General features: G+C 54.1%; 17 protein-coding genes. 9 read left to right on the forward strand and 8 right to left on the reverse strand.

From position 1 onward, the window contains the following. The first annotated feature begins 35 nt into the window (after positions 1–35). From ACOSDR_RS11410 to ACOSDR_RS11435, 6 genes are all read left to right on the forward strand, one after another. A complete protein-coding gene (locus ACOSDR_RS11410; protein ID WP_420731331.1) occupies positions 36–1,055 on the forward strand; it encodes a FecR family protein in 1,020 nt (339 codons plus the stop codon). 171 nt (positions 1,056–1,226) lie between these two features. Next, positions 1,227–2,039: a secretin and TonB N-terminal domain-containing protein gene (locus ACOSDR_RS11415; RefSeq protein ID WP_420731332.1), complete on the forward strand. Its 813-nt coding sequence runs from the start codon at positions 1,227–1,229 to the stop codon at positions 2,037–2,039. Positions 2,040–2,048: 9 nt separating this feature from the next. Further along, on the forward strand, positions 2,049–3,764 hold the full coding sequence (locus ACOSDR_RS11420; protein ID WP_420731500.1) for a TonB-dependent receptor: 1,716 nt from the start codon (positions 2,049–2,051) through the stop codon (positions 3,762–3,764). A 31-nt stretch (positions 3,765–3,795) separates the two neighbouring features. Further along, positions 3,796–5,019: a PepSY-associated TM helix domain-containing protein gene (locus ACOSDR_RS11425; protein ID WP_420731334.1), complete on the forward strand. Its 1,224-nt coding sequence runs from the start codon at positions 3,796–3,798 to the stop codon at positions 5,017–5,019. Next, complete coding sequence (locus ACOSDR_RS11430) at positions 5,016–5,228, forward strand: hypothetical protein (protein WP_420731335.1); 213 nt, start codon at positions 5,016–5,018, stop codon at positions 5,226–5,228. The genes ACOSDR_RS11425 and ACOSDR_RS11430 overlap by 4 nt, the downstream gene beginning before the upstream one ends. Positions 5,229–5,473: 245 nt before the next feature. Further along, a complete protein-coding gene (locus ACOSDR_RS11435) occupies positions 5,474–6,646 on the forward strand; it encodes an acyl-CoA dehydrogenase family protein (protein ID WP_420731336.1) in 1,173 nt (390 codons plus the stop codon). A 44-nt stretch (positions 6,647–6,690) separates the two neighbouring features. Here ACOSDR_RS11435 and ACOSDR_RS11440 read toward each other — a convergent pair whose 3' ends face one another. The 8 genes from ACOSDR_RS11440 to ACOSDR_RS11475 form a co-directional block, all read right to left on the reverse strand. Then, a complete protein-coding gene (locus tag ACOSDR_RS11440; RefSeq protein ID WP_420731338.1) occupies positions 6,691–7,050 on the reverse strand; it encodes a cupin domain-containing protein in 360 nt (119 codons plus the stop codon). Positions 7,051–7,135: 85 nt separating this feature from the next. Then, positions 7,136–8,242, reverse strand: a complete 1,107-nt coding sequence (locus tag ACOSDR_RS11445; protein WP_420731339.1) for a mandelate racemase/muconate lactonizing enzyme family protein — start codon at positions 8,240–8,242, stop codon at positions 7,136–7,138. Then, the gene (locus ACOSDR_RS11450; protein ID WP_420731341.1) at positions 8,239–9,876 is read right to left on the reverse strand and encodes a GMC family oxidoreductase; all 1,638 of its coding nucleotides are present in this window, start codon (positions 9,874–9,876) and stop codon (positions 8,239–8,241) included. The genes ACOSDR_RS11445 and ACOSDR_RS11450 overlap by 4 nt, the downstream gene beginning before the upstream one ends. Continuing rightward, complete coding sequence (locus ACOSDR_RS11455) at positions 9,873–10,703, reverse strand: ABC transporter permease (protein WP_420724925.1); 831 nt, start codon at positions 10,701–10,703, stop codon at positions 9,873–9,875. The genes ACOSDR_RS11450 and ACOSDR_RS11455 overlap by 4 nt, the downstream gene beginning before the upstream one ends. Further along, positions 10,700–11,617 (reverse strand): ABC transporter permease, encoded by a 918-nt coding sequence (locus tag ACOSDR_RS11460; protein ID WP_420724924.1) that lies wholly within the window; start codon positions 11,615–11,617, stop codon positions 10,700–10,702. Before ACOSDR_RS11460 ends, ACOSDR_RS11455 begins: the two co-directional genes overlap by 4 nt. Positions 11,618–11,619: 2 nt before the next feature. Then, positions 11,620–12,705, reverse strand: coding sequence for an ABC transporter ATP-binding protein (locus ACOSDR_RS11465; RefSeq protein WP_420731343.1), 1,086 nt, complete (start codon positions 12,703–12,705; stop codon positions 11,620–11,622). Between the two features lie 120 nt (positions 12,706–12,825). Further along, complete coding sequence (locus ACOSDR_RS11470; protein ID WP_420724922.1) at positions 12,826–13,884, reverse strand: ABC transporter substrate-binding protein; 1,059 nt, start codon at positions 13,882–13,884, stop codon at positions 12,826–12,828. Positions 13,885–14,021: 137 nt separating this feature from the next. Then, complete coding sequence (locus tag ACOSDR_RS11475; RefSeq protein ID WP_420724921.1) at positions 14,022–15,431, reverse strand: NAD(P)/FAD-dependent oxidoreductase; 1,410 nt, start codon at positions 15,429–15,431, stop codon at positions 14,022–14,024. A gap of 206 nt (positions 15,432–15,637) precedes the next feature. On the opposite strand from ACOSDR_RS11475, the gene ACOSDR_RS11480 reads away from it, so the two are divergent. The 3 genes from ACOSDR_RS11480 (at position 15,638) to ACOSDR_RS11490 (ending at position 18,327) form a co-directional block, all read left to right on the forward strand. Further along, positions 15,638–16,537: a LysR family transcriptional regulator gene (locus tag ACOSDR_RS11480; RefSeq protein ID WP_420724920.1), complete on the forward strand. Its 900-nt coding sequence runs from the start codon at positions 15,638–15,640 to the stop codon at positions 16,535–16,537. A 168-nt stretch (positions 16,538–16,705) separates the two neighbouring features. Beyond that, complete coding sequence (locus tag ACOSDR_RS11485; RefSeq protein WP_420731344.1) at positions 16,706–17,224, forward strand: RNA polymerase sigma factor; 519 nt, start codon at positions 16,706–16,708, stop codon at positions 17,222–17,224. Positions 17,225–17,337: 113 nt separating this feature from the next. Beyond that, positions 17,338–18,327, forward strand: coding sequence for a FecR family protein (locus ACOSDR_RS11490; RefSeq protein WP_420724918.1), 990 nt, complete (start codon positions 17,338–17,340; stop codon positions 18,325–18,327). The last annotated feature ends 83 nt before the right edge of the window (positions 18,328–18,410 follow it).

The following is an 18,410-nucleotide window of genomic DNA, read 5'->3' on the forward strand; positions in this document are numbered from 1 at the left end:
CGGCTTCCGTCAATTGCCGCAGTTTGAGGAACAGCATGACCGACGACCCGCCCCAAGCACTGGAAACCGCGTCACGGGAGGCGACAAACTGGTTGATCCTGTTGCAGGACGACCCGGACGACCCCGATTTGCAGAAAGCGTTTTCGGCCTGGTTAAATGCCTCTCCTCTTCATTCCAAGGCCTGGCAGGCGAGCGGACAGGTCGACATTATGATTCGTGACACCCCACCGGTATTCAAGGAAGTTTGGGGACACCAGAAGACCCTGGCAAAATCAGCGACCGATGCAACGGTTGGCAGGCCTATGAGATCCGTCAGAAACCAAAACCGCCCGCACCGTGGCTGGGGGTCCTTGGTGGGGCTTGCGGTGGCGGCCTGTCTGTTGCTCGCATTTCTGCCAACCATTTCAAGGGAGCTTCAATCTGATTACGTGACTGGTACGGCTGAAACACGCATCGTCACATTGCAGGATGGCAGCACGGTCACGATGGCACCGGAAACATCCCTTGCCATTGATTTTACGACAAAGGAGCGCCGTATAGATCTGCTTTCCGGCAGTGCTTACTTCTCGGTCGAAAAGAATTCTGACTGGCCATTCCGCGTTCTCAGTGGTGACCTCGTCACGACGGTCACGGGAACGCAATTTTCGGTTCGCTTGAATGATTACGGGAATACGGTCGCGGTAAGTGAAGGCAGTGTGCGGATTGACTATCACTCAGCCACCCAAACGGTTTCTGAAACCCTGATTGCGGGCCAATCTGCGTCTATTGACCGATTGGGGGCGGTTGCGTTGCGGGTAATTTCCCCGTCTCAGGTCGCGGCATGGCGGGAAGACCGACTTGTTGTTCAGGACGAACCGTTGGGCGCGGTCCTTGATCAATTACAGGATTATCTTCCCGGCGCTGTGATCCTGGCCAATCCGGGTCTGGCAGATCGACCGATCACAGGATACTACAGTCTTACCGACCCGGAAAATGCGGTTCGGGCGGTCGCCCTGGCGCATAACCTGACGCTGTGGCGTGTCACGCCCTGGTTTCTGATTTTATCCGAAAAATAAAAGAATCTTTTAAAATCAACAGTATATAAATTTTCCAAAAGTTTTTTTTAGAAAGGCGCTCTCGGCCATCGTCTCTGCAGGAGAACAATGGAAATAAGACGCATTCGCACAGCCATCGCCATGCGAAGACGATCTGTTTCTGCCAATCAGAATTAAGACCGGAGAGATACAATGGCGATAAACTGTGCGTGCAATATCCGCAAAAACCGGAGTTTGAGAGTCAGCGCCCTATTGGTGACGACGGCGCTGGTTGCCGTGCTGAGCCATGGCCCAGTGGCAGCACAAGAAGCCCGACCGCAGGGTTTACAGACTCAAAAACAGTCATTTGCCGCTTCTCAGGCCCCGTTGTGGGGCATGACACCGTTGCAGTTGGCCCAGGCCGACACCGGATCTGTTCAGAACTATGATATTCCGGCACAGCCTTTGGCCAGTGCGCTGGCCGTATTCGGGCAACAATCCGGGCTTCAGGTGACGGTGGATGGAGCCCTTGTGCGCGGTATTCAATCCCCTGCTGTGACGGGCGAAATGACCTCAGACGAGGCCGTGGCGACGCTTTTGGCCGGCAGCGATCTGACCTATCGCATGGTCGATGGATCGACCATCGCCATCGAAAAGCGTGCCGAACAAACGGGATCAACGATCTTGCTGGATCCCGTTACGGTAGCGGGAACTGGAACCTCCCCCCTATCCGACATCGAGAATCTGCCCAGCCCTTATGCCGGTGGCCAGGTGGCGCGGGGCGCCCGGATCGGGGTGCTGGGAAATCAGGACATGATGGAAACGCCGTTCAGCGCGACCGGGTATACAGAGCAGGCAATCCGCAATCAGCAGGCGGAATCAATTGCGGATGTGATGGCCAATGATCCATCGGTTCGAAGCGGGTATGGTTTTGGGAACTTTTCAGAACTTTTTGTGGTGCGTGGTTTCCCATTGGCCATGGAAGATGTGTCGATGGACGGGCTGTACGGGACGACACCTCGGTAGATCGCCAATATCGACGCCTATGAACGGGTGGAAGTGTTTCGGGGGGCCAGTGCCTTTGTGAACGGTATCCCGCCGGGAAGCACCGGGACGGGGGGCACTATTAATCTGGTGCCAAAGCGTGCTGAAGACACACCGATAACCTCTCTGACCGGTAAATATGGAATGACGTCAGAATTTGGCGGGCATGCAGATGTTGGTCGCCGGTTTGGGGCTGACAATGCGTTTGGCATGCGCGTCAATCTTTCTTCACGACAAGGCGAAACTGCAATTGACGACGAGGAACGCACCTCTCGCCTTGCCTCTGCGGCCTTGGATTATCGCGGTGAAAAGGTGCGATTGACCCTGGATACGCTGCTGCAATCACAGCGGATCGACAAGGGGCGCCCGGTCGTCAATGTCAGTTCGTCGGTCATTCCCGACGCGCCTGATGCGAATACCAATTATGGGACAGACTATTCCTTTTCTAACCTGGAAGATCGCTTCATCCAGATGCGGGGTGAATATGATGTGCTGGACTCGCTGACCCTGTATGGCGCGGTTGGCTATCGCTTTATGCGAGAGGACGGAATTTATGCCAGCCCAACGGTGACGAATGTTGCCGGGGATGCCACAATCGGGCGATTGGACGTTCCGCGTGAGGATCAGACCTTAAGCGGTCAGTTTGGGGGGCGTGCTCAGGCGGAAACCGGTGATGTCACCCATCAGATGAATGCGGGCATGTCCGCTTTCCACACGGTCAATCGCAACTCCTTCGTTTTCGGGTCAAGTCAAAATACGAACATCTATAATCCAGTCAGCGTGTCCATTCCCAACGCGACATCCACCGGTGGGGACCTGCAGGACCTGCCAAAAGTCAGTGAATCCTGGCTCAGAAGCTATTTCGTCTCGGACACGCTGGGATTTGTTGACGATCAAGTGCTGGTCACGCTGGGCGCGCGACACCAGACCGTCAAGGTGAAGGGCTATAACCGGACCAGCCTTCGGGAAACGTCGAATTACAATGAATCCAAATTATCCCCAGTTGTCGGCCTGGTGATCCGTCCAACGGAACAGATTTCACTCTATGCCAACAGGATCGAAGGTTTGGCCCAGGGACCAACCGCACCGACCACGGCGGCAAATACTGGCGAGGTCTTCCCCCCCTATGTCTCTGTACAATATGAAGCTGGGGTGAAATTGGATTATGGGACAATCGGTGGGTCAGCGGCTGTGTTCCAGACCAGCCAACCCAGCGGGATCACCGATCCGACCACAAATGTCTTTGGCATTGATGGTGAACAGCGAAACCGAGGCATCGAACTATTAGCCTTTGGGGACCTGACCCCGGATATCCATCTTCTAGGCGGCGTGACCTATACCCAGGCCGAATTGTCCAAAACGGCGGGTGGCACCAATGATGGCAATTTCGCAGTCGGTGCGCCACAATATCAGGCCAATATGGGTGTCGAATGGGACCTTCCCTATCTCAGCGCAACCACACTAAGCGCCCGGATGATCTATACCGGAACGCAATATCAGGATACGGCGAATACAAAGCGGGTTCCCGAATGGTCGCGGTTGGATATCGGCGCGCGCACGACCCAGACCTTTGACGGTCAGGACGTTACGTTCCGGGCGAATATCGAAAACGTGACGAACAATGCCTACTGGGCTTCCGTGCAGGGTGGATATCTAACGCAAGGGGCGCCGCTGACAGGGAAACTCTCGGTCTCCACCAATTTCTGATGGGGTAAGAGGGAAGCCGGAGCAGCCGCCAATGTCTAACCGTTCGCTTAAAGTCTGGATCTGGTTGCATAAATGGACCAGCCTTGTCTGCACAGTATTCATGTTGATGCTGTGCCTGACAGGCCTGCCGCTGATCTTTCATGACGAGATCGAAAGTCTTCTGGAAGAGGATCAGGCCCTGCCTGAAATGCCGGCCGGAACGCCTTTGAAGTCTTTGGACGAGGCTTTGCAGACAGCATTGGATACTTATCCGGGAGAGCGTGGCCTGTTCATGAGTTTTGATGTTGATCGACCGGTCGTGAATGTCACGACCGGTCCGGTGGCGCGATCGACGTTGGAACAGATGCACATCACCTCAATCGATTTGCGCAGCGCGGAAATCGTCGGTGCGATTACCGATGACGGGATCATGCACTTCATTCTGGACCTGCATACCGATATGTTCCTTGGGCCCTGGGGGGAATATTTCCTGGGCCTGATGGGGTTCCTTATGATCCTGGCGATTGTTTCTGGCGTGGTTGTCTATACACCCTTCATGCGGCGGCTGGATTTTGGGACGCTGCGCGTTCGCGGTAGGCGGGATTCCGCAGCACTGGCTGGCGATGTAAAGACGACATCCCCGACAGGTGGCACATCAGTTAAGCGTGTGGCCCGAAAGACATGGTTGGACCTTCATAACCTCTTGGGCATCGTGACCATGATGTGGCTGACTGTTGTTACGGTGACTGGAATAATCCAGACGATATCAACGCCCCTGGTTGATCTGTGGCGTTGGCAACAGCTTTCAGAACTAACACAGATCTATGGCGGTAAAGAAACGCCAGACACTTTTTCTTCACTGCATGAGGCGGTTGAGACCGCAAAATCTGCAAGTCCCGGCATGCGCCCGCAATTCGTCGCTTTTCCAGGCGTCCGGTTCAGCAGTGACCACCATTACGCGGTCTGGCTGCGTGGCGCGACGCCAGCAACCAGCCAATTGCTGACACCGGCCCTGATAGATGCGGAAACGGGCGAATTCACCGCGATGCGCACAATGCCCTGGTATATGACGGCGCTTCGATTGTCCTCTCCGCTGCATTTCGGGGATTATGGTGGGATGCCGATGAAGGTCCTGTGGGCCATATTGGATATCCTGGCCGTCGTCATTCTGGTCAGCGGATTGTATCTGTGGTTGGGAAAAATGAAGACGGTGCGCCCCGAAACAGAGACCAAATCATCTGCTCATTCCGCCCAGTTTTCCGGAAGTCGGTCATGAAGCACCGTCGCATTACCGCCAAAACCAATTGGCAGATTTTCGCAATCCCGTTGCTCTTAGCGATTTTGACACTGGTTGGTCTCATCGCGGGATTGCTGGATGATGGGCTGTTTGACGTATTGTCCTGGGCGGGCCTTTTCTTTCCAGTTGCCGCCATTTTATGGGCTTTCAAATATCGTCGCATAACGAGCGAGAAAGACGGCAGTTAAGGTTAAAATCGCGACGGTTTCTGAGCACCGGGGCAACGGGGCCATGCCGAAGGTCGGTCTGTTATCTGGCCGGTGCTTCATTCATTCTGTCCAATGTTACACGATACAAGTGCAACCAGAATTTTAAATGCACCATAAGGGTTTAGCTTTTTGTCCTATATGATGGTCTGCCTTGTTTCGGCTTTTCTTGAGCTTTCTGTAACCGCATGATGCGTGGGAACCGTTCCAAGAGGTAAGAGGATTCCATGCAGTTTAAATCCCTCAATGAGAATGAAGAGATTGTTCAGATCCGAGAGAGCATCGGTAGGCTGTGCCAAGAGTTTCCGCCTGAATATTGGCGCGCGCTGGACAGGGAGTCGGCTTATCCCAGCGATTTTGTTAAGGCGCTGTCTGACGCTGGATATCTGTCGGTTTTGATTCCTGAAGAATATGGTGGTTCTGGCATGGCGCTGTCCGGGGCCGTTGCAATCCTCGAGGAGATTCAGAGGCAAGGGGGCAATGGCGCCGCCTGTCATGCTCAGATCTATATGATGGGGGCGGTCCTGCGGCATGGAAATGACGAGCAGAAGCAGCGCTATCTCCCTCAGATTGCGTCTGGAGAGTTGCGCCTTCAGGCATTCGGGGTCACGGAACCGACCAGTGGCACCGATACGCTATCCCTGCGCACCTTTGCGCGTCGTGAGGGGGATCATTACATCGTCAATGGTCAGAAGGTTTGGACCAGCCGCGCTGAACATTCAGATCTTATGCTGCTGTTGGTGCGGACAACCCCGAAAGAGGACGTTAAGAAACGCTCTGACGGATTGTCCGTCCTGATCGTCGATATGCGTGAGGCAAAGAAGGATGGCATGACCATTAAGCCGATCCGCACGATGATGAATCACTCAACGACAGAAGTCTTTTTTGAAAATGTTAAGGTCCCTGTCGAAAACCTGCTGGGCGAAGAGGGGAAGGGGTTTCGCTATATCCTGTCTGGCATGAATGCTGAACGCATCTTAATCGCGGCGGAATGCATTGGGGATGCGAAATGGTTCCTGGAAAAGGCATCGGCCTATGCCTGCGAACGGGTCGTGTTCGGGCGCCCAATCGGCCAGAATCAGGGCATCCAGTTTCCTTTGGCAAAGGCCTATGCGCATATGCGAACCGCCGAATTGATGGTCCATCACGCCGCTGGTCTGTATGAGGCTGGCGCAGACTGTGGCGAAGAGGCGAATATCGCCAAGATGCTGGCCGCAGAGGCGTCCTGGATGGCAGCAGAAGCCTGTGTTCAGACACATGGCGGCTTTGGCTTTGCCGAGGAATATGACATTGAGCGCAAGTTCCGGGAGACGCGTCTGTATCAGGTCGCGCCGATATCCTCGAATTTGATCCTAAGTTACCTGGCGGAGCATGTGCTTGGCATGCCCCGTTCCTACTAGGTGGGATCGATTGAGCCCGGCGGTCTTTCAGGCTGAACCGAAACTTATGCCACCGCGTTGATCACATACAGTTTCCGGATATGGGTATGGATCGTCCATTCGCCGGTCCAGCCCAGCGGAAGGATCAGCAGGTCACCTGGGCCAAGGTCGCGCTGACCGCTGCCGTCACTATTCTTGACGGTCGCAGTCCCCGAAATGATGTGACAGTATTCTGCTGATTTCGTGCGATCCGCGGTAAAGACACCTGGCGTGCATTCCCATACGCCAATATGCGTCAACCCATCGGCGGAGGTCCAAAGCGGGGCGGAAGCTTCCTTTTGGCCAGGCGTTATAGTCGTCGGCTTCGGGGAGAATTCACCAACTGGCTGACCGGCCAAATCGGCAAATGTTTTCAAATCGATCATGATGGGTCCTTGAAGTATGCGAAGAAGGTGAGACGGACGTCCAACGCTATTTCTACAGTTTTTCGGTATTACAACAATGCTTAATCTAGGCCTCCAACTTGGTGACCTGATAGGTTGCGCGGGCCAGCCAGTCCGGGTTGATTTCAACACCCCAGCCCGGCGCGTCAGTAACCGTCGCCTTGCCATCCGTGATGGTATAGGGGGATTCCACGAACAGGTCGTATTGCCAGGGATAGTAATCCGCTTCCTCAATGGAGAATTCCAGATATTTTCCGGCATTGGGAATGGCCCGTAACAAATGCATGGTAAACAAGGTCACCAGGGACAGATTGGCGCAATGGGGCGTGCAGGGCAGGCCAGCTTCCGCCCCCATGGCGGCAACTTTCAGAATGCGTTCCATCCCACCCATATACATGACGTCTGGTTGGATGATGTCGACGGCGCGCATGGCGATCATGCGCTTCCAATGGTGCAGGTCCCAATCCTGTTCCCCACCGGTCACATCGATAGACAGGGCCTTTGTGACCTCGGCAGTTTGTTCCATTTCCCAATAAGGGCAGGGTTCTTCAAAATGGCTGACGCCATTGTCTTCCAGCATCGCGCCCAGCTCTATCGCGCGGGCGGGGGAATAGCAGGAATTGGCATCGACCAACAGGGTTGCGGACTCGCCCAAGGCTTTGCGGACCGTTGGCACAATTTCTTCGCTGCGTCCTGGCCATTCATCCTTGTCATGACCGCATTCTGACCCCACCCGGAATTTGAACGCATCAAAGCCATGGGCATCCTGAAGGCGCTTGAACCGTGCGGCCTCATCCTTGGGCGTGATGTCGCGCTTCATAGAGGATGCATAGGCGCGGATTGTCCCGGCACTGCCGCCCAGCAATTCAACGACCGGCTTACCCGCCTGCTTGCCGCGCCAATCCCAGATCGCCGTGTCCAAGCCACCAATTGCGCGATAAATATAGGAACCTGGAAATTTATGTTCCCGTTCTGGAATCTCTGACACCAGAACGCCCAGATCGCCGGTGTCGCGCCCTATGGCCCACCGTGCAACCTGTCGATGGAAGACCTGGGCTGTGATATCGGCATTATAGGTCGATACCTGTCCCCATCCGGTCGATCCGTCTTCTGTAGTCAGCCGCGTGAAGGCGACGGCTGGAATGCTGAAGGTTTCCAGTTTGGTGATTTTCATGATCGGACATCCTCTAAGATCATCGCAGCCCCCTTAGCCCCAATCATCATGGCCGATGCATTGGTGTTGCCAGAGACAATATTGGGAAAAATTGATGTATCAACAACGTGAAGGCCTGACAGGCCATGGACGCGTAATCTTGAATCAACGACGGCACTGGCAGCATCCGGGCCCATGCGACAGGTGCCGCTGGGATGATAGACGGTTCCACTGCGTCGTCTGATATCTGCAATCATGTCCTCATCGCTCTGACAGTCTGGGCCCGGCAAAAGCTCTTCCTCAATCAAGGACGCCATGGCGGGCTGGGCTGCAATTTCCCTGACAAGTTTGACGGCCTTCAGCATCTCCTGCACGTCGCGCTCATCATCATAGGGATTTGCGACTATGCGCGGTGGGACTGTCGGATCGGCGGATGTAATCTCAAGATATCCCCGACTATAGGGATGGCAATTCGACAGGCCGATGGAAAAGCCGGGATAGGGATCAGGCGTCAGTAAGGGACGCTCCCCCTGTTTTGGCTTCAGGGTTGAAAGTGCTTGCAGGTACAGCTGCATGTTCGGTCTCGGTTTGGCTGGATCGGTTTTAAAAAAACCGCCTGCTTGATTGATGCTTCGGCTCAGGGGGCCGGTGCGTGTCAGTATATATTGCAGACCAACCCACAGTTTGCCCCACCAGGGTCGCAGAATAGTATTCAATGTGGGGATGTTTGCGCGGTAGGTATAGTTTATGCCGACATGGTCCATCAGGTTGGCGCCGACATGGGGCTGGTCCAGCACTGGTGTAATGCCGTGTTTACGCAGCAGTTCTGCCGGTCCGACCCCAGATAATTGTAGCAATTGCGGGGAATTGATCGCGCCTGCCGATAGGATGACGGATCGCCCGGCCCGCAGTGTACAATCCGTGCCGTTCTTGCGATAGGTCACGCCGACCGCATGGGTGCCGTCAAAATCAATGCGTGTCGTCAAGGCCCCGGTGATCACGGTTAAATTCTTGCGGCCCATAGCGGGTCGCAGAAACGCTTTCGCAGCGGAATGCCGGCGACCGTTCTTTGTCGTTACCTGGTAAAAGCCCACCCCTTCCTGGTTGGCGGCGTTAAAATCCGGATTGAATGGTAATCCGACGCCATCCGCCGCCTGGAAATAAGCAGCACATAGAGGGTGTGCTTTATGATCCGCCCGGGAAACAGATAGTGGCCCCGCCGCACCGCGATAAGCATCGCCGCCAGCCTCGAAGGTTTCCAGTCCTTTAAAGAAGGGCAAGACCGACTGCCAATCCCAACCGGGATTTCCAGCGGATGCCCAATCATCATAGTCTTCCTTTTGCCCACGGATGAAGACCATTGCATTGATGGAACTGGACCCGCCCAACAGCTTGCCACGGGGCCAGTAATCCGAACGTCCGGCAAATCCGTCGCTCGGCTCTGTCCTGTAACACCAGTTGACGGTCTGGTCATAGAACAACTTGCCATATCCCAAAGGAACAGCGACCCAGAATCTGCGATCCGTTCCGCCCGCCTCCAGAATACAAACTGAATATTTCCCATTCTCCGACAGGCGATTGGCCAGCACGCATCCTGCTGAACCCGCCCCGACTATGATAAAGTCATAGTCTGCTGCACTTGTTTCTGGGATCACTTTGAACTCTTTGTATCGGTTTTGCCAAACAGCAGCGCAATGGTCATCAGCAGGGATGTTACGACGATCATTATCGTGGAAATCGAGGCAATGGTCGGATCGATCTGATCGCGCAAGGCGTTGAACATGTTTCGAGTCAGCGTCGGATTGTCCCCGCCAGAGATGAACATCGCGATCACCACTTCATCGAAAGATGTCAGAAAGGACAGCAATGCCGACGTGATCACGGCGAACCGGATTTGTGGCAGCGTGATGGTCAGGAAGGCCCACCAGCGCGCGGCCCCCAAACTGCGCGCCGCCATTTCCAAATTCATGTCGTAACTTTTCAGGGCAGACGCTGTGACGATCAGCACCAGCGGCAATGCCAATAAGGAATGCGCCAATACCAGCCCCGTCAGCGTGTACAGGATTTGCAGTTTCACATAGATGTAGAAGGTGCCAATCGCGATCAGGATCAGGGGCACCATCATCGGTGTGATCAGCAGGATGAACACGATCTTGCTGACCTTTTTGCTGGAATTGTGCAGACCATAGGCGGCCAGCACCCCAATGGGGGTTGCCACCAGCATTGTCAGAAAGGCGGTCAGAAAGGACGTTACTGTCGCAGACATCCATTCTGGAGACCCAAAGTAGTTTTCATACCATCGGCTGGAAAGGACCCTGGGCGGGAATTCCAGATACTGAGAATCTGAAAATGACATCGGGATAACAATCAGCGTCGGCGCCACCAGAAGGATCATGATGATGGTGGAGAAGACATAGAGCCACAGGCGCTGTCTTACCGTAATTTGAGTGTCTGAGACCGAACGGTTTAACCAGTTTCTCATCCGACGCCACTCCCCGCCATTCTGTCAAATCCCAGGAAGCGACCGGCAAACCACAGGATCAACATTGTCAGCAGCAGCAAGATGACGCCCAGCGCACTTGCCGCTCCCCAATTCACAAAAAGCTCAATATTGGATGCGATTTTCATGGAGACCATGATGACTTTCCCGCCACCTAATACCGCTGGTGTCACAAAGAAACCAAGGCACAGGACAAAAACGATCAGCGCGCCTGCAAAAAGCCCGGGTGTCGATAAGGGGAAGAACACGGTCCAGAAAATTCGAACAGGGGATGCCCCCAGATTGGACGCGGCATTCAAATAGCTGCGATCAATTGCTTTCATGGAATTGTACAGGGGCAGGACCAGAAACGGCAGCATGATATGGACCATGCCAATCAGCGTTCCCGTCATGTTATGCACCAGTTTGATCGGCTCTTCCCACAACCCCAACTGGATCGCCCAATCATTGACCAGGCCTTTGCGCTGTAACAGGACCAGCCAGGCATAGGTGCGCACCAGCAGGGATGTCCAGAATGGCAGTAAAACCGTGATCAGACACAGGGATGCAAGGCGGCTTGGCAGTTGCGATAGAAAATATGAAAACGGATATCCGATCAGGATACACAATCCTGTGCTGAGCAGGCTGACCTGGAATGTGGTGATGAAGATGCGATAATAGGATTTGCTCTCTATCATGCGCGAATAATTCTCAAGCGAGAATTCACCACTTGCACCAATGAAAGAGACGGAGAACAGCCATCCGACTGGCAGGACCAAAATAATCAGAACCAACAGCAGGGCGGGGGAGCATAATCCAAATTGGGTGAATTGCTCCCACCATGCATTCCGTTTCAGAACGCCTGCGTTCAGGTCCTGACCTTGTGGGGATGTGTCTGAAATGCTGCTGGCTGTCATCGTTACGCCTCCGCCGCAGAAATCAGGATAGTATCTTCACGCTCCAGATATAACTTTATGGGCGCGCCGACTTTCGGTAAGGCAGATAGGGTGGATGATCGAATGACACCCCGTAAACTGACGGATTGTCCATCGGGCAGGGTTGCGTATAGGGCGAAACTGTCGCCCTGATAGACAACATCACTGACAATGCCTTCAAAACTGTTGCTGCCATCCGACATGGTTCCGGTTTGAATTTTCAGGCGTTCCGGGCGGATCATCAGCAGCAGGTCGCCGTCCGGCAGGGCGTGATCAATCTTAAGAACCGTTCCTGCGTAAGAGGCTGTATTGCCCGACCGCGTGACCGGCAGAAAGGCAGAATCCCCAATGAAATCTGCGACAAAGCGATTGGCGGGCTGGTCATAGATCCGGTCCGGGGTGTCGACCTGCATCAGCTTGCCATGGTTCACAACCGCAATACGGTCGGACATGGTCAGCGCTTCCCGTTGATCATGGGTAACATACACTGTCGTCATGCCCAATTTTTCATGCAGGCGGCGCAGTTCAATTTGCATATGATCGCGCAGCTTCTTGTCCAGTGCGGACAGCGGTTCATCCATCAACAGAATTTGGGGTTCAAAAACGATGGCCCGGGCAAGCGCGACACGCTGCTTTTGTCCGCCCGACAGCTGTTCGACACGGCGTTCGCCGTAACCACCCAACTGAACCGTTTCCAGCGCCCATTCACAGCGCTTCTCAATCTCGTCCTTTGATATACCGCGCACACGCAGCGGATACCCGATATTGCCTGCAACCGTCATATGCGGAAACAGGGCATAGCTTTGGAAAACCATTCCGACATCGCGCAGATGCGGGGGCATGTGGATGACTTCCTTATCCCCAAACAAAACGCTGCCGCAATCGGGTCTGGTGAAGCCGGCCAGGACCATCAACAATGTTGTCTTGCCGGATCCAGACGGTCCCAACAGGGTCAGGAACTCGCCCTCTTTAATATCCAGATCAACCGCATCCAGGGCCTTTGTGCGACCATAGGCTTTGGTCACGCCGCGGATCGTGATGGGCAGAGCTTCTCTGTCTTGATTGGTCACACGCAAACTCCCTTTAGGCGAAATGGTCTCTTAAACGCGCAGTCTTTAAGCGGTGCGTTTATGCAGGAAAAGGGGGTGCGGATGTCCAACCAGACAGCCGCACCCTAATCCATGCTTACCTTATTCTGTCAGCATTTCTTGATATTTTTCAGCCGCAATGGTTTCCCATTTTTCGTACCATTCCAGGCTGATTGGCAGCTGTTTGGCCGCATTGTCTGGATGTGACGGCAGCGCCATAGCAACATCCGCATCGATTGTACCCAGATCATAGGCGGCCTTGTTGGTTGGGCCGTAGGTGATGTATTTGGGCAGGTTGGCCTGATATTCCGGTTTGGAGATTTCAGCCAGGAACTTCATCGCCAGATCTTTGTTTGGCGCACCTTTGGGGATGGCGAAACAATCGTAATCCAGCAATGCCTGATTAAAGGTATAGGATACTTTGGCGCCATCCGCTTTCGCGACATCAAAGCGACCATTCCAACCGGTGGTCATGTCGACTTCACCGTCTTTCATCAACTGTGCCTGTTGCGCACCAGAGGACCAGAAGACCGCGATGTGATCCTTGATGGTGCGGATCTTGTTAATGGCGCGTTCGATCCCTTCTTCTGAATCCAGGACCTTATAGACATCTTCCATAGGCACCCCATCGGCCATCAAGGCGGGCTCAAGAGCACCGGCAACCTTGCCACGATAGGCGCGTTTGCCAGGGAATTTTTCAGTGTCAAAAAAGTCGGCCCAGCTCTTGGGACCATCTTCGCCATAAGTTTCCGTGTTCCAGGCGGCTACCACGGAGAAGACATCACCGCCGACGCAATATTTGTCATAAGTTCCCGGATAGAAGGAGGAAACGTCGATCACGGAGTAATCCAGTGGCTCTAACAGGCCTTCCACGCCAGCGCGCGCAGCACTGCCGGACCCGCTGACAACGATATCCAGCGTAACTGCGCCGGTTCCGACTTGCAGGCGCACATCGGACATACCGCCGTAGGTTTCTTCCTTGACCGTAACGCCCATCGCTTCACTTGCCGGAACGAACAGCGCCTTGCTCTGGGATTCCTGATATGACCCACCCCATGACGCGATCGTCACTGTGTCCTCAGCATAAACGCTGCCGGTGATTGCCGAACTGGCCAGCAGAGCCGCTGCCGCACTGGCCAAAATAATCTTGTGTTTCATCATACTACTCCTCTGTGTTAGATCGGCGGTACGACAGCCGTCCCCCGATTTCTTATTCGCCGCCGCTTGTTCAGATCCCGAAAGATTGGTGCGTCGACTTCCTTAAATCCCAATCCCGCATTTTGCAGACTGGGAGACTTTTACCGACCCAAAGGGGCCGCGTGACGTTTGGCCTTTTCACTGGCGCGTGTATCGCACCAACGATACCAGGCGACTGTCGCTGGCAGAAACCAAGGCGTTCCATAGTAAAGGGGGCGTGTCGGGAATGGCAGATCATCAAACGCAGTTTTGCCAGACTCTAGACCCAGAATCCGCTTGCCGGTCCGCATGCCCAGATAGCTGGCCATGGAAACACCGGACCCGCAGTAACTGGCCGCGTAATACATCCCGTCATGCCGCCCGCAATGGGCCAATGTATCAAAACTATACGCAACTGTTCCCGCCCAGCTGTGCGAAATCCTGTAATTCCGCAGTTCCGGGAATATGCGGGTCATATCCTTGTACAAAGCCGGTGCGCTGAGTTTTGGATCGGTTTCCCGCGCACTGACGCGACCGCCAAAGACAATTCTGCGACGGTCTGGCGACGCGCGATAATAATAGACAACGCGGCACGTGTCGCTGGCAATCCTGTTTTTAGGGAATAATTCATTGACCAGCGATTCTGGAAGGACGTCTGTCGCGATGATATAGCTGCCAATCGGTATAATACGACGCCGCAGCCAGGGTAGAACTTTTCCAGAATAGCCATTGGTTGCGACGACAACATCGCGGGCCATCAGGGTGCCGCGGTTTGTTGTTAAAACAAAACCATCTTTGGATTTTTCAATTTGCAATACGGGCGTATGGGCAAGCACTTGCGCCCCGGCATCCAGCACCCGCTTCAGCAGTTCTGAATGATACTTTGCAGGGTGCAAAGAGGCATGGTTTGGATACAAAGCACCACCGAAATAGGCGTCCGATCCAAGCTCTTTGCGCTGTTCGCTGCGCGGTATCATTTCGACTTCAGCCATATCGGCAGTCTTTTGCTTCGCGTCCTGGGCCAGCATTTCGTAATGCGCAGGCGTGTGGGCGGCATGGAAACGGCCGACATGATTGAAATCGCATTCAATGGCTTCGTTGCGGATGAAGTCGCCGATCCATTCCAGGGCAGATTGACCCTCACGGTGAATGGCAATCGCGCGCTCCACACCAAATTTTTTTGCCAGTTTTTCGATGCTGGGCTTTATGCTTGTGCTGATCTGCCCACCATTGCGCGAACTGCACCCCCATCCGGCCTGCTCTGCATCCAGGACCAGTGTGCTGCGGCCCCCGCGGACCGTTTCCAGCGCTGCATTCAACCCGGTATAGCCTGACCCGATAACGGCGACATCGACGCGATTGGGCAGAATGCTGTGCACATCCCCATTGTCGTTGCGGGGCGACAAGTCCAGCGGTTGCGCATCATCCCACCAAACCGGTGTTTCCTTAAAGTTATTTGTAAACAGCCCATCCGATTGTGATCGCGCTGAAAAATTATTCGCAGCACCCGTAGCAATAGTTTCCGTAATCAAAATACCCCATTCCCCCTTGAATGCGCATCAACTGCGCTGCACGAACCACTGTGAATTCCCTTCGGATCCTGATGGTGTCGCTCACTATCAATGGCCTTTTCCCATATCGTCAATTTAATTATTGTGTCGTATAATTTCGATTAATTTAACAAGCGTCTGGGTGTAACGGCCCCAAACAGGCGGCAACGGCGCCGGTCAGGATGGAAATGCATATCTCTTTAAGGTCTTTAGAAGTCTTCCATGCGGTTATGGAGATGGGGTCTGTTTCCAGGGCGGCGGAAATGCTGAACCTTACCCGCCCGGCGGTCAGTATTGCATTGTCCAAGTTTGAACAGGATTTAGGTTTTCAACTGTTTCATCGCTCCAAAGGATATTTTGAACCAACCGATGAAGCACAATTGCTGCACCATGAGACGGAGCAGGGATTGCTGTCGATTGAGCGAATCAAGACCCGTGCGGCCCAAATCAGGGGCGGAGGGGTTGGTGTTATCAATATTTCCAGCAACGGGGCATGCGCCATCAATCTTCTGCCCTGGGTTATTGCGGACTTCCAAAAGGTTCATACCCGTGTCCGGGTTGACTTGCTGGTTCGCAGTTCCCGCAAGATCGCGTCCTGGGTTGCCGGGCGACAGTCGGATATCGGTCTGATCGATGCACCTGTTCCAATTCCCGGTCTGACAACAGAAATTATTCGCTCACGGTGTGTCGCCGTGCTTCCCCAGGGGCATCCACTGGCCCGGGAATCAGTGCTATACCCACATCATCTGCGGGATCAGTCCATCATTGCAATTACCGGCGACCACAGCATAGATCGCCAGGTGGATGGGATCTGTGCGGCCGAACATGTGACCATTTACCGGCGCGTATCTGCATCCTATTTTGCAATCGCGCGCAATATGGTGCGCGCGGGTGCAGGGCTGGCGATTATCGATGCGGTCAATGGGATGGCGGATTTAGGGGACGGAATCGTCTGGCGTCCATTTCAGCCGGCAATCTATTTCGAATTGGCGATCCTGACCAATCCTGAACAGGAACTGCCGCAACCCGCCCAAGCCTTCTTGTCAGACCTGCGGCGCGCTTTACCAAATACACAACCGGATGCGTAAGGTTATGTAATTTCATACCTGGAGAATTCCCCTGTGCTTGATGATTACCTGGGGTGCGGGTCATCACCGCCCGGTCAGTACCCTTGCCATCAGTTAGGGTAGCGCGTCATTGCAATTAAGAACTATTCGCGATATCAAGTAATAATCATTCACTTATTTTTGGCCCTCATGCATTCGCACAACGAGCTTTTGTCAATCTATGACCGGAACAGAGATGAGCTTGTGCGCTTTTCCATGTCTATTGTTGGCGATATGGCTGCGGCGGAAGATGTCCTGCAAGAGGCTTGGATGAAGTTCGTTCGGGCGGCCCGAAAGCAACATATTGAAGAGCCTCTGGCCTATTTGCGGACCATCGTCCGCACCCTGTCGCTGGACGCAAGACGGAAAATTGCCCGCGATACACTGCGCGTGGTCCAGGATTCCACAGCCCTGGCGGAAGTGGTCGATCCATTGCGCCCGGGTCCAGAGCAGATTGCAATTGACCGGAATGAGATTGCGTTGTTGCGCCAGGCCATTGCGGAATTGCCAGATCGCACGCAACGTGCCCTGAAGCTTTACTGGCAAGAGGAAAGGACGCTTCGTGACGTCGCAGCTGCGCTGGATGTCTCTCTTGGACAGGCTCATGCCCTGGTCAAGCATGGTGTTGAGCATTGTCGGCAGCGATTGAATCGACCAAAGATGCACTGAAACAAATATGCAGGCGGGCGTTGTTTAGATTTGGATTTGAACATTCGGGCGGGTTTGTACGTCTACCTAACAGCCCTTCCGTTCTGGCTGGGTAAAGATAATATTTGAGAACAATGATCGATATTTCCAAAGATATTGGCGACCCTGAATCAGCATCTGATTGGCTGATAGCCCTGCGTGAGCAGCCGGACGATCCAGCGCTTGAGCAGAGGTTTCAGGCATGGCTGAGCGCTGATCCAGGCAATCGCGTGGAATGGGATCAGACAAAACGCACCGCAATGATGCTGTCAGCGATTTACGACCAGGAAGCGGAAGATATGGACGATCCCGCGCAGAAGTCTGGCGACCCATCAAATGCCCCGCGACGGTCCGCCGGCTCCCGACACCGGAGCAGGGCTGTTGGCTTTGGCCTGGGCTTCGCCTTTGCTCTTTTACTGGCTATTGTAGCTGTTGATCCATTCTCATCGTCAGGCGATTACGAAACCCATACGGCGGAATCGCGGGAGGTCCTGCTTCAGGATTGGTCAGAAATTGTTCTGGCACCAAATTCATCGATGTCAGTGTCCTTCACATCTGACGCGCGCACTGTTTCGCTGTATCAGGGGCGTGCTTATTTCAGCGTCACGTCGGACCAATCGCGCCCCTTTGTCGTGAAGGCCGGTGCGATGGAAGTAACAGTGCATGGAACTGCCTTTGAGGTCGATCTGGATGAGGGTGGATATGCGGTGTCGGTTGCCGATGGGCTGGTATCCGTCGCTGCGCCAGGCCTTCGAGATTCTCCAAATCCTCTCCGGCCAGGGGAACAACTGGTGCTTCAGGCGTCGGGTGCTTGGCAACACAGTACTCTATCCCCTGAGAGAATTGCGTCCTGGCGCCGGAACCAGTTGATTGCAGAAAATGATCGACTGGATTGGGTACTCGATGAACTGTCGCACTATTTCAAGGGATATATTCTGGTTGCCGATGATACGCTGGCAGATCAAATGGTGACGGGCGTCTTTGACTTGCAGCATCCAGAAAGGGCTTTGAATGTCATGGCGCGCTCGCATGGCTTTCACGTACGGAAACTCTCCCCCTGGATTTTGGTCGTCAGTCGCGACTGATCAAAAAACTTTCAAATTTTTCTGAACATCACCGCCCCCTCAGCGTCAACGAAGCAGTAGTAATTGAGATTGATTCTCATAAT

Source organism: Hwanghaeella sp. 1Z406 (assembly GCF_048892425.1).
Lineage (GTDB): Bacteria > Pseudomonadota > Alphaproteobacteria > UBA8366 > Aestuariispiraceae > Pacificispira.